Here is a 14,036-nt window from a genome sequence, read left to right as displayed (position 1 = left end):
TACTTTAATTGTCTTTTTCTGGTCTATTCTTAGCAAGTATAAATATTGGTTCAAGATGTTTATCTTCGTAAATCATTGGCAAAGAAGTAATGGGAATTCTACCTTCAGCGAAAAATTTCATCGTCATTTGCGCTAAAACATCGTACCCCATTTTATTTTGCACATCTGCAATAATAAATACATCTTGGTGTGGGACGGCAACTGCCATTTCCCCTTTACTATTTGCTTTCATTTCCTCCAAAAACGCTTCGTTCAAAATTCTACTAGCGTCATAGCCATCTTGGGAAGCAAGAAAATAGAAATCATTATCTGCTACTTGATCATGCTTATAATCTACTGGCAAAGAACGTAAATTAAATGATGCAATCTCATCAATTCGCTCCTCTGACCAACCTTCTTTTTCAATTAGCGATTGGTCAATTAAACGGTACGATTTCCCTAGATCAATAGCATAGAAAATACGTGTTTCAGCCGTATGTTCTTTATAAATAAGCTTATTATTGACATTCGTTTTAGTTGGAAATGAGGTAGACCGGATAACTGGAAATATCTGTTTTTCCATACCTTCCAATTGTTGTTCTTCGTTCATAATTCGTAATGCTTCTTTTACATGATCCTCTAAATCATCAATGACTGATTCGCCTTTTTGATTATATTTCGCTACAACATTTGGTAAAGTAATAGTAATTCCTTGTTTCGATGCTTTCCATTCTACCCGAAAAGTATCTTTATCGCGATTATACGTCGTTTGCCAATTGTCATTTTGAAACCGTTCATCTAATAGCATTTTTAATTTGATACTTGTCATTTGCATATTGCTCGCTCCTTACTTTAAGCTAGGATTTTAGCTCGGAAGACCGTCCATAAATTGGATAATCTCTTCTTTTGTTTTTCGATCTTTACTTACAAATCTCCCTACTTCTTCTCCATCTTGAAACGCAAGAAAACTAGGAATGCCAAAAATAGAATAATCTTGACAAATATCCATAAATTCATCTCTATCTACTTTTATAAACAAATAATCAGGATAAGCTACTTCAATTTCTGGCAATATGGGCTCAATTACCGTACAATCTGGACACCATCCTGCTGTAAAATAAAGCACAACCTTCCCTTGATTTATTACTTGTGTAAATGATTCTTGTTTCGTCAACGTTTTCACGGTTATCTACTCCTTCAATGTATATATTAAGTTATATTGAAAACACATGTAACTTTGTTTCCATTCACAGGACGTTTTATCTGTATGCTAACTACAGGCAATACTTGTCTCACACACACTATCCTCCGTCTCCACCAACGTTCTAGTTTTTCAACATCTATCTTACTATGAATTAGGATAAAATTAAAACGACTTGAACTTGAATACTCTTTTAAATAAGTTTTGCAAGCATGGTTTCTTTCAACCATTGTACTTAGAAGCTAACACGATAACCCTAACATTACCCCCTCTATAGCGAGGTAAAGGTATCGCTTGTTATTCAGTTAACTTTGTCAACTCGCTTCTTTCAAGCAATTATGTCCGGACTAAAAACGACGGAACTTCTCAAACGCACTGTTTTCAGTTACGATAGATGTAATTATACAAGGAGGAGATATGATGGAACTTACTGTCTATTTAGCTGGTCAAATACATGATAACTGGCGCGGTGAAGTAAAAAAGTTGGCAGAAACAAAAGAACTGCCGTTACAATTCGTTGCCCCGCAAACCAATCATGAAAGATCTGACAATATCGGAGAAGCTATTTTAGGAAAACAACCTGATTCTCTCTACAAAGATGAGGCTGCCTCAAGCATTAATAATTTTCGTACGCAAGTATTAATGGAAAAAGCTGATATTGTTATCGCACTCTTTGGGGAAAGCTATAAACAATGGAATACAGCAATGGATGCAAGTCAGGCAATTACGTTAAATAAACCTACAATAATTATTCGACCGAAATCTTTAATTCATCCTCTCAAGGAACTGTCGGAAAAAGCAAATGTGACCGTTGAAACTGTGGAGCAGGCTTTAGACGTCATTGCATACATTTTTGAATAAACGGATTTATAACCAGTGGGATTTTCTCCCACTGGTTGCCCAATAATCAATTCATTTTTCTAACTTACAAGGCTTGGCGTTACGTTGCTCTAACCTCTATTGATATAAACTTCTTTCTATACGTTCACAGTAAATCCATCGGTGCTCTACATTATCTACTAATAAATAATAACGTCGACACGGTTAAATCAGTTTACAAATTAGAATAACAGCGTATAAGCCCGTAGATAACTACAGGCTTTTTATAATGCAACATATGTAGTATTTTAGAGCTGATTATATTCCCATTGTCCACGCAATAATTCTATCACATGAGAAAACATGTCTATCCTAGATATTCGCTCTGCTGTAAAAATACCAATTGCTCCTTCTTTTTGTCTAACTTGCTTTCGATGGGCGAATGCATCCATAAGTTCACCAAGTTCTCTGCCTTTTAGAAGTTCTTTGGTAATTTCTTGTGGCAAAAGAATGCGAGCACCGCTAGCTGTATAGAGTTGATCCGGTAACGCTAGCGCTCCCCAATTACAAAGGTATAATTTATTACCAATAAACATGACGCCACCTTCTAGTCCGATCCCAAATGTATTTGTTTCCCCTTGAATACAGTGAAGGGCACGATGAATCGCGCCCTGCTTCGTCTCTTCATCAGAGAAGGGCTGTGCTGACACTCCTGATGAAGCGCCTTTGGATGTAATAGAAGCATTTGGAAAAACTTTTTCGACAGCTTTAATTTTTGCTTTATTCTTTGAACCAATTATAATCCTCATTTGCTTTATTACCTTTATATCCATTAAACGGAACGATGGATGTTATCCAGCGTTGTTTGATCTGTTGATTTGACAAGCTTGATTAGTAATTCTTTAGCAGCTGCATAATCGTCCACATGTATAATAGAAGATGATGTATGAATGTAGCGCGAGCATATACCGATGACTGCAGAAGGAACGCCTTGGTTTGCTACATGGACTCTACCTGCATCTGTTCCACCTTGCGAGATAAAATATTGATAAGGTATATTGTTGCTCTCTGCTGTATCGAGAACAAAATTTTTCATGCCTTGATGTGTAATCATTGTTCGGTCAAAAATACGCAATAATGCACCCTTACCTAATTGCCCAAATTCATCTTTTTTCCCTGACATATCATTAGCAGGAGACGCATCCAATGCAAAAAATATGTCTGGTTGAATTTTATTAGCTGCAACTTGTGCACCGCGCAAGCCAACTTCCTCTTGTACTGTCGCACCTGCATACAATTCATTCGGTAAGGCATCTTTTTGCACTTCTTTTAACAATTCAATCGCTAATCCACAACCATAACGGTTATCCCATGCCTTAGCTAAAATTTTGTTACTATTTGCCATCGGCGTAAATGGCGTTAAAGGGACAATCTGTTGCCCTGGTTTAACACCTATTTTTTCAACATCCGCTCTATCATCAGCACCAATATCGATGAGCATATGTTTTATTTCCATCGGCTTTTTGCGTTGCTCATCTGTTAAATTATGAGGTGGAATTGAACCAATTACACCAACAACTGGCCCATTATCTGTTATAACTTGTACTCGCTGAGCAAGTAATACTTGATTCCACCAACCACCTAATGGCTGAAAACGTAACATGCCATTATCTGTTATTTGTGTCACCATAAAACCAACTTCATCCATATGACCTGCTACCATAACTTTAGGTCCTGATCCTTTTTTTACACCAAATATTCCGCCTAAATTATCTTGCATGATTTCATCGGCATATTTGGATAACTCTTGTTTCATAAATGAACGCACAGCATGTTCATTGCCTGACGCACCTTGAAGCTCTGTCAATTGTTTAAATAAGGACAATGTTTCTTGATTCATTCCTGTATCCCACCTTCAATTTATGTATAGTATTAAGTATACTTGAAGGAATGCTTGGATTTCCAGTATTCTTCTTTGCGTAAAAAGATATATCCATATTATTTTCATATTACATATGCACGTTTCTTTTTTCATTTCAAGGAATTTGCCCCTGTCTCACTAAAGAGCCTACTACATATCATCCATATAAATTATACTTTGAAAACATCTACTTAGCTTAGCAAACTTATATATATCAATACCTTAATTTTCCTTGATGATATAGGTATATCTAGTGTTTATAAACCGATGCTATTGACTATAGAATATAGTTACTGCTAATCAGAGGCTTTAACCAGCAGTCTTCCATATATTAAACGGAGCATTTTTTATTTTCTATTTTATTCTAAATACGGTATACTAGCAGATAAGAAACTGTAAAGCGATTACTTAAATTGATAGTAAGAGGTGAGTAATAATGGGTGTAAAAAAAGCAGTTATTGCTGCAGGGCTTGGCGTTGCTGTAGGCTACCTTGCAAAGCAACAACTGGATCAAATGCAAAAAGTTACTCCTGAGAAAGCATTAAACCATGCAAAAGAAACATTTAAGAAGCAAGGGCCAATTAGCGGTTCTTGGATTTATATGCAACCACAAGAAGTAGAGAAAAACGGCCTTCTCTACGATGCTTATCGTGGTGGAGTTACACGGAATTTAGACGGGGAAAACAAGCAGTATGAATTTTATGTAGATGTTGAAACTGGTGCGGTGATTGACGCCGTACAAACAACATAAACAGGTTTAGTACTTATCAAATAAGTGAAATAGGTTAACCTATTTCACTTATTTGGCTTTGATACATACAGAAGTTACGACTCTGCTCCATATACTACTTACGTACTAATTGATCCACGCAATTTCCCAGTCCATTAAATTTTATCGCTCGATAATACACATCGTGATAAAATGTATACCATGCCTGCCTTTGATATCCATAAGCCATCCATTTTTCCTTTTGATAAACAGAAGTTACCGGATAATCATCATAAGCTAGTACCCATAATTTATTTTGATGTGCATAGGTTGGCATAATGTCCGCCATATGAATCCAACATGTATCTCCTTCTTCAAAAACAATAACGCTATGACCATCACTATGACCGCCGCTATGAATCATTTTTAACCCATCTGTAATTTCAATTTCGTGTGAAAATGGTTGAACTTGTTTTTTTATTGCTTCCCAATTGCTCTTCCAATAAGTATTTTTAGATCTAATATTTGGGTTTCTCATTTCCTTCCATTCTATATCTGTTACATAAATGACAGCTTTTTTAAATACAGATTCATATGCATCCGCCGCCACAGGAAAAGTTAAACCCGATGCATGATCAAAGTGCATATGCGTCATTAAAATACCATGGATATCATTTGGTGCTAATCCAAGGACAGCCAAATCATAAACAACCTTTGACTGCTCTGTAACCCCAAAGTTTCGCTGTTGCTTCTCTGTCAATTTATTTTGCCCAATTCCGCTATCAATCAAATAATTTCTTCCATCCAGTTGTAATAGTATCGGATCTGTTCGTAACTCAATTTGATTCCACTCGTTTGTCGGGTACTTTGACTGCCATAGTACTTTAGGTACTACTCCAAACATCGCCCCTCCATCTAAATGGATTACTCCTCCTTGAAGCCATGTCAAAGTTGCTCTTCCTACCTTTAACTTCTCCATCCAATCCCTCCCTAAAAGCAAGAAAACTTGGCCTACCATCAAATCTTTTTAGCGGTAGCTGTAGTTTTGCTTATGCTATACTTTAAACTTTTGTACTTTCCTATAAAGCAAAAAAGAAAACGCATTCATTTTATTATACATCTTATCAGAACCTTAATGATTTCGTAAAATACTTTTCACTTACAGTGTCTTAAATGATAAACATACTTATAAGTAATAGAAATGGTTTTTTTATTAGAAATAACTGGATTATCTCCAAGTCTAAAAACACCATTTCCTTATACCATAAACCTTCAATTGTATATTTTCCCAAATGCAAAAACAGCTTAGCGAGTGTACAACAAACTCGCCAAACTGTTACAGGTTTACAGACTCCGTATTCTTTACGCGACAACGATATATGGGTTGCCCTTTTGCTGTAAATTTTTCTTCATATTCCGTCATCCGATTTGTAGGATCATCTATTCCATGCAAATCTAGATTCACTTCTTCTATTTGCAGTCCATTTTGTGAAAAACTTTCTAATGAATATTCAAACAATCCCATATTATCGGTTTTTAATACAATTTCACCGTTTGGTTTTAAAATTTGTTGATATTTTTCTAAGAAAGTATAATAGGTTAATCTTCGTTTTTCGTGCCGATTTTTTGGCCAAGGGTCTGAAAAATTTAAATAAATCAAGGATAATTCGTCTCTTGCAAACAAATCCGTTAAGTTTTCAGCGTTAACATGGATTAAGCGAATATTCGGCATTTCTGCATCAACAACTTTTTGAGCAGCCGTTACAATAATACTTTTTGCTACTTCAATACCGATAAAATTAACATCTGGGTATTGTCTAGCCATTTCAACGATAAATTGCCCTTTACCTGTTCCTATTTCAAGGTGAATAGGAGCATCATGATTCGTAAACACTTCCTGCCACCTACCGTTATAGTTGTAAGGATTGGAAATAACCGTGTCTGCATGTTTTTGTAAAAAATCATCCGCCCACGGCTTATGTCGCTGACGCATATATAAAATCCTCTCTTTCTGTTTTCAAGTATAGAAAAATAAATGTGAATCATACTATATTTAGAGGTGATTTGATATGGAATTAAATACAAATAATCAACTAACTTTGCTTATAGATTTATTAGACGAACATCGAACCGACCTTTGTGGTAGTGTCTCTGAATATCAACAAATAACCAGACTTGTGAAGTCTCTTATGCAAAATAGTTCTATTTCCAATCAAGAGATACAGGAGTTACTTCCTGAAATTTACGACTACGGGAAGAACGGTGAATCTTCACAAAATATGGAAGCACATATTGTGGCCAACAATACACAGTTAGCTGCATGGATTGATGCGCTTCATCAAACAAATTTACATTAATCTTTCTATTTGTTTATTCAAAATATCTAACTCGTTTAAACGGTCTACAAACTTAGCATCTTCATCACGTTCTTTATGCCAGCATAAGTAATGTAGAGAATCCAGTAATAGATACCAATGCATACGCCCAAACAAATGATTATCTGTTGCAATACCGTATTGTCGCAACCACTCATTCCAATTTTCTTGGGGAATATACCAATTGAGAATCATTCCATAATCTACAACTGGATCAGCAATCAATGCACTGTCCCAATCGATAAGATATAAATGCCCTTCCTCTGTCAGTAGTAAATTATTATGATTCAAATCTCCATGACAGACAACAAGTTTTCGCTTCCTTGTAATAGGGAGCAGTTTTTCTAAGTATTGTAACGCAATAACCACTTGTTCATGTGTATGATGTAAATTCGTGCGTTGCAAACGTTCCTTTATAATATCATAGCTTTCGTCTGATGTAATAGGTTTTTTCCCTAAACGCATGAGCATATGTAACAATTCAGAGGACTGGTGAATTTTTCGTAATAAATCAGCAACGCGTAAATGTTGCATTTCAACTGGTTTTAACTCTCTTCCCTCTAGCCACTCCTGAGCTGTAATGACGTCACCATTTTCCATTCTTTTTGTCCAGATTAATTTTGGAACAATTCCCTCCGCCGATAAGACGGCTAAAAACGGAGATGAGTTACGTTTTAAAAATAATCGCTGGTTACCTTTCGTTGCCAGATAAGCGTCTCCTGTAAGCCCACCTGCTGGAGCTATTTCCCACTCACTACCTAGAACTCGCTTCAGCCAGTTCACCATAAATTCCTCACATCTTTCAAATTTTAGCGTTCAATAATATATTTTATCTATATTTGTACAAAAATACAAATCTGAATCTATTATTTGCTTTTCAACAAATCAACTTCTTTTAGAAATAGCACCCAACTCACTGTTATCCAATTAGGTGGTCTAACATTATCCTTTATAATTATAAAGAATGTTACATCATTAAAGATACTGTTATAACACGTTTCTGTTCAATGCATCAGAACTATTTAAAAATAAACCTTACCAGTAAATAAATAAAAAGTTATGTATGCTCTTTTCATGATTAGTAAAATTTGGCATATCTATAAGCCTTACTTTCCTATAGTGTCAGCAACTATTATTTTTAAAATTCTTCGCCAACAAACTCAAACGAATCTCGCTCTTCTTCCCATTCTGGCCTTTTAACCGCGGTGGTTTGCACATGTTTTAATAAACGTTCTGCTACTTTTAACTGCTCATTTTTTAATGGAGAAGTAATCTTTCTTTTTTGCGCAAACCAATCTTGATATTGGTGACTACCGATAATTTTAGTTTGGAATGGTTCCGTTACAAACTGGACAGGGTTTGATTTAGCTAGAATAACTTTTGTAATGGGAAAGTTTAAATCATAATGAGAAAGAATTCCTTTTATAATATTTTCCGTCCGCTTTAAAGCGATATGTGGATTTAATAATGTTTCCCTATGATCTCCCTTTTCTACTATCCATGTTCGTGTATCCTGCGCTATAAATGTCGCACCGATTTCTTCTTTTATCTGACTAATTATTTCAATTCCTATTGGTGTTATTAAAATTATCTCACATTCAACCGGCGCTTTTTTAATCTCGAATATCGGATAATACAAAATTAAATAAGTATCAGGGAACCGTTGTAAGAAATACTTGATTTCCATGTCATTGTGCCAGTGTTTATCAACAAAAGAAACCTCTGTTACCGTAGACGTAGCCCATTTCATTTGTAAGTGTAATAATTTATTTAAATAATACTGCTTTAGGCCTTGTTCCGTTTCTGGGAGGGTCAGTTTCTCATCTTCTTCATGAGAAACTTCCTCTTTTTTTGATTTGCGCTTCCACACTTTCCATCTTGAATATTGCTCGACCTGATCTACTATTTCTGTCTCATGTAATGGTGGCAAGCTTTTTTCTTTTTCCCACATCTCTTTCAAATGACGCCAGTTTTCTTTCTTTAAGCGAATAAATTGACTTGGGTAGCGATAAGGATTCCATTCGTATCTAGAAATATAATCTTGTAATTTAATTAATTGTGCCAGTGTTTTCACCCCTTGCTTTTAGCTTATACAATAACCTTTCGTATATTACTTTTCTATAGTGTAAAATGAGCTTTTACTTTATACTTCGGCTGTTGATTTGGAAATGTTTGATATAATACGAAATGATCCACATACAATAACATTACTGGGTAATCCTTATTTTTCACTTCGGTTAACATCTCATTGCCTACATGAGCTGATCCATCCCATTTTTTAGCTAATGTAATGTGAGGAATATACGACCGTTTTTCCGCTAAAAAACCTTCTGCTTTTGCTTCAAACTCAACCTGATTTACTAGCTTTGTTAACGTATCATTTAATTGTACTTTCGAATAAATTACCCTTGGTCTTTCAAAAGAGCCAAAAGTATCTACTCCACCTACTGTTAAATAAAAAGGTAAAAAATGAACTCGTTGTAGTCTGTTGATCAGGTGGCATACTTTACTATCGGATACAGGCCCTAAAAACTTTAAAGTAATATGAAAGTCAAGCTTATTTGTCCACTCCCTATAAGGTAGCTTCTGTTTTAAGAATGTCTGCATATCGCTACACATAACTTGAACTTCTTTAGTTAACGGAATGGCGATAAAATAATGTGGTAACCTTGCCATTATGAGCCTCCTTAATAAAATCCCCTATAGAAACATACGTAAAGTTTATGAATTCTGTAATAACTTCACTTCTTCAACACGCAACTGCCTATATTCTCCTTTTTTAAGAGCCTTATCAAGGTGTAATTTCCCCATTGTTGTCCGTTTTAAATATGCTACCTGTTTATCAACAGCTCGAAACATTCGCTTAATCTGATGATACTTCCCTTCAGTTATCATAATTTCAACTTCTGATTGTGCAGCTTGCTTCAAAATACGTAATGTTGCAGGTTTTGTTCTATAGCCATCATCCAATGTCACACCGTTGGCAAAAGCCATGCAGTCAGCTTCTGTTACCTCCCCTTTAATTTTTGCAAAATACGTTTTCGTTACATGCTTTTTGGGAGACAATAACTCATGTGCTAATTGACCATCATTCGTTAATATAAGCAGGCCTTCTGTATCCTTATCCAGTCGCCCCACTGGAAACGGCTTAAACTTTTGTAATTCGTGAGATAGTAATTCAATAACCGTTTTATCTTGCTTATCTGCTGTAGCAGAAATCACACCAGAAGGCTTATGCAACATAATATATGTGTATTTTTGGTAATAAATCGGCTTTCCATTTACTGCAATACTATCATTGATTTCATCAACGTGAACGGAACTATCTTTGGCTAATTGACCATTTACCATAACGCATCGTTTTTTCAACAAAGCTTTTACTTCTTTCCTACTTCCCAATCCAGCATTGGCCAAAAATTTGTCAAGGCGCATAATAATACCCCCTATCACTTAAAGATTTTATCTAAAAACCGAACCCGATTTCCAAGCACCCGCTCTAATAATGTAGATGCATAAGCTAACCACAAGTAAACGAGCCCACCAACACTCACGCAGCCAATTAATGTAATTATCATACCTACTCGATTATTTGGAACGACCATACCTAATAAATATTTTCCTAAAATAATCGCCCCACTCATAATTGCAATAAAAATGATAATTAATGTCGTTTGTTTTACTAATGGTTTATAAGAAAATTGAGCAGCTAAACGAATGCGCCATAGATTGAGGATAGTAGCAATACCTGCTGCTAATGCTGTCCCAAAGATAGCTCCTTTAGCACCAAACATATAAATAAGCTGTATGTTTAATAACACTTTTACGAGTACACCCGCAGATAAGCTAACTACAGCAAATCGCTGTTGGTTAACACCTTGTAATATGGAAGAGGTAACGGTGAATAGCCCGAAAAATAGACCAACAGGTGCATACCAAGCTAATAACTCACCAGAAATAGCAATTTTTTCTAATCCAAATAACGCTCCATAAGCTTCCGTGGATAATAATGATAGTCCACTAACTGCAGGCAAAATTAAAAACATAACAATTTGTAGTGCTTGGCTTATTTGATTTTTTAGCAGTTGCTTATTATTTTGTGTATATGCTTTGGTCATTGCAGGGAGAATAGCTAATGATAAACCTATTGCTATAGTTACAGGGATAATAACTAGCTTATGTCCATAGAAATTCACGACGGAATAGGAAAAAGACCAAATATCTCCCTCCCCATTAGCAACCATTGCTCTTTCAAACGTGAACTGATCAATTAATTGATATAACGGAGTAGCTAATCCAACTAATACAAATGGTCCTGCGTAACGAAATAATTCTTTAAACATATCGCTTGTGCTGATATCGTACATATATATTTGTTGCTTGCGTTGTTTATCAATATACGGCTTTCTTTTTTGCCAATAAATGTATAAGACAAGACAAGAAGCTACTGCCCCAAGAAACGCAGCAAAAGTAGAAAAACCGACAGCAGCAATGACTGATCCATTTAAGATATTTACAATAACGAATGATCCTGCCAAAATAAAAAAGATCCGTACAATTTGTTCGATGACTTGAGATATAGCTGTAGGCCCCATGGAATTGTACCCTTGGAAAAAGCCTCTCACAATGCTCATAGCCGGAATTAAAATCAAAGCAAAACTTACCATTTTAATAACAAAAGCGACATCAGATCTCGAGAGCTCGTCTGCATTTTCACTCGTAATCATTCCCGTTGCTAATAAATCCGCACTAAAAAAGAGGACCAAAAAGGCTATGATTCCAGTAGTAACCATTAAAGTCATTCCAGTACGGAACATGCGCATTCCTGTTTCATAATCTCCGACTGCATTATATTTGGAAACAAATTTTGATACAGCTAATGGTACTCCAACAGTTGAGAGACTAATAAATATGTTATAAGGAGTGTAAGCTAGTGAAAACAACGTACCTCCTGTTGCTCCAACTAAAGCATTAAATGGAATGACATAAATCATTCCTAATAGTTTAGAGAGAAATGTTGCTCCCGTTAGCAACATCGTTCCACGTACAATATTCGACATTTTTTCACCTGCATTATCTACATTTAATAAAATCTTTACGATGTAATTTGTATTTCAAATTACACATATGCACTATTCTATCATATTTTTATTTATTTCTTCCGTATAAATAACAACATTATATTACAAATTAACTTATATTGTGCATTAAAATGTTGTTTTTGTTTATCGGCAGTTTTTATATGAGAATGGTTGTAATGACTTTTATACTATAAAACCTACGTTGTAGCCGTTTTTTCCTTTGCGTGGATAGATTCCCTTTTTACTTCCTATAGTGTAATAAAAAATTGTTTCTTTTTCTAGTTCATGGTACGATACCTAGCGGAAAGGAATGAATATCAATGTCCTATGACGTAACAATTATAGGTGGAGGGCCTTCAGGATTGATGGCAGCAATAGCTGCTGCTGAGCATGGTGCCAACACATTATTGATTGAAAAAGGAAAGAAGTTAGGGAAAAAACTGGCGATTTCTGGTGGCGGGAGATGTAATGTCACAAATCGACTTCCTCAGGAAGAAATTATAAAAAACATTCCAGGTAATGGAAAATTTCTATATAGTGCTTTTTCTGTTTTCAACAATTACGACATTATTGATTTTTTCACTACATTACAAGTACCTCTAAAAGAAGAGGATCACGGAAGAATGTTTCCAGTATCCAATCAATCTAAAACTGTAGTGAATGCGTTGTTAAGACGTTTAGACGAGCTAAATGTTAATGTGAAATTGGAAACTGCTGTAGAAGCAATCCATTACGATGAAAAACACCATACTGTTATCCTTCCACATGGTAAAAAAATGCAATCTAAAGCTATTATTGTCGCAGTAGGAGGCAAAGCGGTCCCTTACACAGGATCTACTGGGGATGGATATGCATGGGCAAAAAAAGCAGGTCATACAATTACAGAGCTATACCCTACAGAGGTTGCATTAGTATCTGAAGAAGCATTTATTCGAAATAAATCATTACAAGGTATTTCATTACGTAATATTTGTTTATCTGTTCTTAACAAAAAAGGAAAAACAATTATTTCCCATCAAATGGACATGATTTTCACTCATTTTGGAATATCAGGGCCAGCTGTATTACGGTGCTCGCAATTTGTAGTAAAGGAGCTAAGAAAAGGGCGAAGCGAAGTGCCTATGGTATTAGATATTTTTCCAAATTCTACGGAGAAAGAACTTATGGATAAACTTTTGGATATGATTGACCAAGCTCCTAAAAAAACAGTCAAAAACTTATTAAAAGGGTTCGCCCCCGAAAAATTAATTATCTTTTTATTGAACCATCACAACATGTACGAAGAACAAAAAGCTGGAAATTTATCCAAGCAATGGATTATGCAATTTATTCATGAATGCAAGCATTTTACATTTTACGTACATGGTTCACTTCCCTTAGAAAAAGCTTTTGTTACTGGAGGCGGTGTTTCCATTAAAGAAATAGTTCCAAATACCATGCAATCAAAAAAAACAGAACGATTATATTTCTGTGGAGAGATTTTAGATATTCATGGTTATACTGGTGGTTATAATATTACATCAGCACTTGTTACTGGTAGGTTAGCTGGTATAAACGCAGCTCTGGAACTACAAGCTGGCAATTGATACCTTGTATTAAATATTATGTTTCGCCGAATCTAATAATGTCTATAATCATTTCTAAGGGCAAAGAAAGGACGGATAATGGTGCAAAAAAATGGAATGTGGATACCAATTATCGCTTCGGTAGGTGTCGGTGCTGCAACATTTTATACAATGACGAAAAACAATCAAAATTTTGGTCAAACCATGCAAAAAATGATTCCTTTTGTATCACAAATGTCGAATTCCAATGCTGGAAGCAGTGGAGGTTCACAACAAATGGGCCCTTATGGAATGAGCTAAAAATAGGCAGAGCGCGCTAAATGAGGCGCGCTTTTAATTTGTTGTGGACTATTTAGATATCCTCACCTTACCTTATTTTTTCTAATCAA

General features: G+C 35.4%; 16 protein-coding genes. 5 read left to right on the top strand and 11 right to left on the bottom strand.

All coding sequences use genetic code 11. The annotated features are described in order from the left end of the window. Positions 1-4 precede the first annotated feature (4 nt). Both B2C77_RS08595 and B2C77_RS08590 read right to left on the bottom strand, forming a co-directional pair. Positions 5-814: a DUF1444 domain-containing protein gene (locus B2C77_RS08595; protein ID WP_077703245.1), complete on the bottom strand. Its 810-nt coding sequence runs from the start codon at positions 812-814 to the stop codon at positions 5-7. A gap of 30 nt (positions 815-844) precedes the next feature. Then, positions 845-1,162, bottom strand: coding sequence for a thioredoxin family protein (locus tag B2C77_RS08590; RefSeq protein WP_077703244.1), 318 nt, complete (start codon positions 1,160-1,162; stop codon positions 845-847). Between the two features lie 438 nt (positions 1,163-1,600). Between B2C77_RS08590 and B2C77_RS08585 the strand changes: the two genes are divergently transcribed. Beyond that, entirely contained in the window at positions 1,601-2,041 is a 441-nt protein-coding gene (locus tag B2C77_RS08585) for a YtoQ family protein (RefSeq protein ID WP_077703243.1), read from the top strand. Between the two features lie 266 nt (positions 2,042-2,307). Here the strand turns inward: B2C77_RS08585 and B2C77_RS08580 are convergent, their stop codons facing one another. Both B2C77_RS08580 and B2C77_RS08575 read right to left on the bottom strand, forming a co-directional pair. Then, positions 2,308-2,808, bottom strand: coding sequence for a DUF84 family protein (locus tag B2C77_RS08580; RefSeq protein ID WP_077703242.1), 501 nt, complete (start codon positions 2,806-2,808; stop codon positions 2,308-2,310). 23 nt (positions 2,809-2,831) lie between these two features. Next, positions 2,832-3,899: a M42 family metallopeptidase gene (locus tag B2C77_RS08575; protein WP_077703241.1), complete on the bottom strand. Its 1,068-nt coding sequence runs from the start codon at positions 3,897-3,899 to the stop codon at positions 2,832-2,834. 457 nt (positions 3,900-4,356) lie between these two features. Between B2C77_RS08575 and B2C77_RS08570 the strand changes: the two genes are divergently transcribed. Continuing rightward, positions 4,357-4,671: a PepSY domain-containing protein gene (locus tag B2C77_RS08570; RefSeq protein WP_073009893.1), complete on the top strand. Its 315-nt coding sequence runs from the start codon at positions 4,357-4,359 to the stop codon at positions 4,669-4,671. Positions 4,672-4,765: 94 nt separating this feature from the next. Here the strand turns inward: B2C77_RS08570 and B2C77_RS08565 are convergent, their stop codons facing one another. Next, positions 4,766-5,608, bottom strand: coding sequence for a YtnP family quorum-quenching lactonase (locus B2C77_RS08565; RefSeq protein WP_077703240.1), 843 nt, complete (start codon positions 5,606-5,608; stop codon positions 4,766-4,768). Positions 5,609-5,965: 357 nt separating this feature from the next. Further along, complete coding sequence (gene trmB / locus B2C77_RS08560; protein ID WP_077703239.1) at positions 5,966-6,622, bottom strand: tRNA (guanosine(46)-N7)-methyltransferase TrmB; 657 nt, start codon at positions 6,620-6,622, stop codon at positions 5,966-5,968. Between the two features lie 76 nt (positions 6,623-6,698). Between trmB and B2C77_RS08555 the strand changes: the two genes are divergently transcribed. Beyond that, positions 6,699-6,986 carry a YtzH-like family protein gene (locus tag B2C77_RS08555; protein WP_077703238.1) on the top strand — a complete coding sequence of 96 codons (288 nt, stop codon included), beginning with the start codon at positions 6,699-6,701 and terminating at the stop codon, positions 6,984-6,986. On the opposite strand, the gene B2C77_RS08550 is transcribed toward B2C77_RS08555, so the two are convergent. The 5 genes from B2C77_RS08550 to B2C77_RS08530 all read right to left on the bottom strand — a co-directional run bounded on the left by B2C77_RS08550 (position 6,978) and on the right by B2C77_RS08530 (position 12,061). After that, a complete protein-coding gene (locus B2C77_RS08550) occupies positions 6,978-7,790 on the bottom strand; it encodes a phosphotransferase family protein (RefSeq protein ID WP_077703237.1) in 813 nt (270 codons plus the stop codon). The genes B2C77_RS08555 and B2C77_RS08550 overlap by 9 nt on opposite strands. 352 nt (positions 7,791-8,142) lie before the next feature. Next, positions 8,143-9,078 carry a hypothetical protein gene (locus B2C77_RS08545; RefSeq protein ID WP_101933752.1) on the bottom strand — a complete coding sequence of 312 codons (936 nt, stop codon included), beginning with the start codon at positions 9,076-9,078 and terminating at the stop codon, positions 8,143-8,145. A 44-nt stretch (positions 9,079-9,122) separates the two neighbouring features. After that, the gene (gene thpR / locus B2C77_RS08540) at positions 9,123-9,680 is read right to left on the bottom strand and encodes an RNA 2',3'-cyclic phosphodiesterase (protein WP_077703236.1); all 558 of its coding nucleotides are present in this window, start codon (positions 9,678-9,680) and stop codon (positions 9,123-9,125) included. 45 nt (positions 9,681-9,725) lie between these two features. Next, positions 9,726-10,436: a pseudouridine synthase gene (locus B2C77_RS08535; protein WP_077703235.1), complete on the bottom strand. Its 711-nt coding sequence runs from the start codon at positions 10,434-10,436 to the stop codon at positions 9,726-9,728. A 14-nt stretch (positions 10,437-10,450) separates the two neighbouring features. Then, positions 10,451-12,061 (bottom strand): putative polysaccharide biosynthesis protein, encoded by a 1,611-nt coding sequence (locus B2C77_RS08530; RefSeq protein WP_077703234.1) that lies wholly within the window; start codon positions 12,059-12,061, stop codon positions 10,451-10,453. Positions 12,062-12,402: 341 nt separating this feature from the next. Here B2C77_RS08530 and B2C77_RS08525 point away from each other — a divergent pair, with 341 nt between their 5' ends. Both B2C77_RS08525 and B2C77_RS08520 read left to right on the top strand, forming a co-directional pair. Next, a complete protein-coding gene (locus B2C77_RS08525; protein ID WP_077703233.1) occupies positions 12,403-13,668 on the top strand; it encodes a BaiN/RdsA family NAD(P)/FAD-dependent oxidoreductase in 1,266 nt (421 codons plus the stop codon). 78 nt (positions 13,669-13,746) lie between these two features. Next, positions 13,747-13,947: a hypothetical protein gene (locus B2C77_RS08520; RefSeq protein WP_077703232.1), complete on the top strand. Its 201-nt coding sequence runs from the start codon at positions 13,747-13,749 to the stop codon at positions 13,945-13,947. Positions 13,948-14,036: the final 89 nt, after the last annotated feature.

Origin of the sequence: Virgibacillus dokdonensis (assembly GCF_900166595.1) — a bacterium.
Lineage (GTDB): Bacteria > Bacillota > Bacilli > Bacillales > Amphibacillaceae > Virgibacillus > Virgibacillus dokdonensis.
The sequence above is the reverse complement of the archived record's forward strand: the minus strand, read 5'-3'. Positions and strand labels throughout refer to the sequence as shown.

Excerpts from the sequence above, each read along its gene's own strand:
- B2C77_RS08555 (WP_077703238.1), top strand. The coding sequence starts at position 6,699 with ATGGAATTAAATACAAATAATCAACTAACTTTGCTTATAGATTTATTA.
- B2C77_RS08585 (WP_077703243.1), top strand. The coding sequence starts at position 1,601 with ATGGAACTTACTGTCTATTTAGCTGGTCAAATACATGATAACTGGCGC.
- trmB (WP_077703239.1), bottom strand. The coding sequence starts at position 6,622 with ATGCGTCAGCGACATAAGCCGTGGGCGGATGATTTTTTACAAAAACAT.
- B2C77_RS08520 (WP_077703232.1), top strand. The coding sequence starts at position 13,747 with ATGGTGCAAAAAAATGGAATGTGGATACCAATTATCGCTTCGGTAGGT.
- B2C77_RS08595 (WP_077703245.1), bottom strand. The coding sequence starts at position 814 with ATGCAAATGACAAGTATCAAATTAAAAATGCTATTAGATGAACGGTTT.
- B2C77_RS08525 (WP_077703233.1), top strand. The coding sequence starts at position 12,403 with ATGTCCTATGACGTAACAATTATAGGTGGAGGGCCTTCAGGATTGATG.
- B2C77_RS08530 (WP_077703234.1), bottom strand. The coding sequence starts at position 12,061 with ATGTCGAATATTGTACGTGGAACGATGTTGCTAACGGGAGCAACATTT.
- thpR (WP_077703236.1), bottom strand. The coding sequence starts at position 9,680 with ATGGCAAGGTTACCACATTATTTTATCGCCATTCCGTTAACTAAAGAA.
- B2C77_RS08580 (WP_077703242.1), bottom strand. The coding sequence starts at position 2,808 with ATGAGGATTATAATTGGTTCAAAGAATAAAGCAAAAATTAAAGCTGTC.
- B2C77_RS08575 (WP_077703241.1), bottom strand. The coding sequence starts at position 3,899 with ATGAATCAAGAAACATTGTCCTTATTTAAACAATTGACAGAGCTTCAA.
- B2C77_RS08570 (WP_073009893.1), top strand. The coding sequence starts at position 4,357 with ATGGGTGTAAAAAAAGCAGTTATTGCTGCAGGGCTTGGCGTTGCTGTA.
- B2C77_RS08535 (WP_077703235.1), bottom strand. The coding sequence starts at position 10,436 with ATGCGCCTTGACAAATTTTTGGCCAATGCTGGATTGGGAAGTAGGAAA.
- B2C77_RS08550 (WP_077703237.1), bottom strand. The coding sequence starts at position 7,790 with ATGGTGAACTGGCTGAAGCGAGTTCTAGGTAGTGAGTGGGAAATAGCT.
- B2C77_RS08565 (WP_077703240.1), bottom strand. The coding sequence starts at position 5,608 with ATGGAGAAGTTAAAGGTAGGAAGAGCAACTTTGACATGGCTTCAAGGA.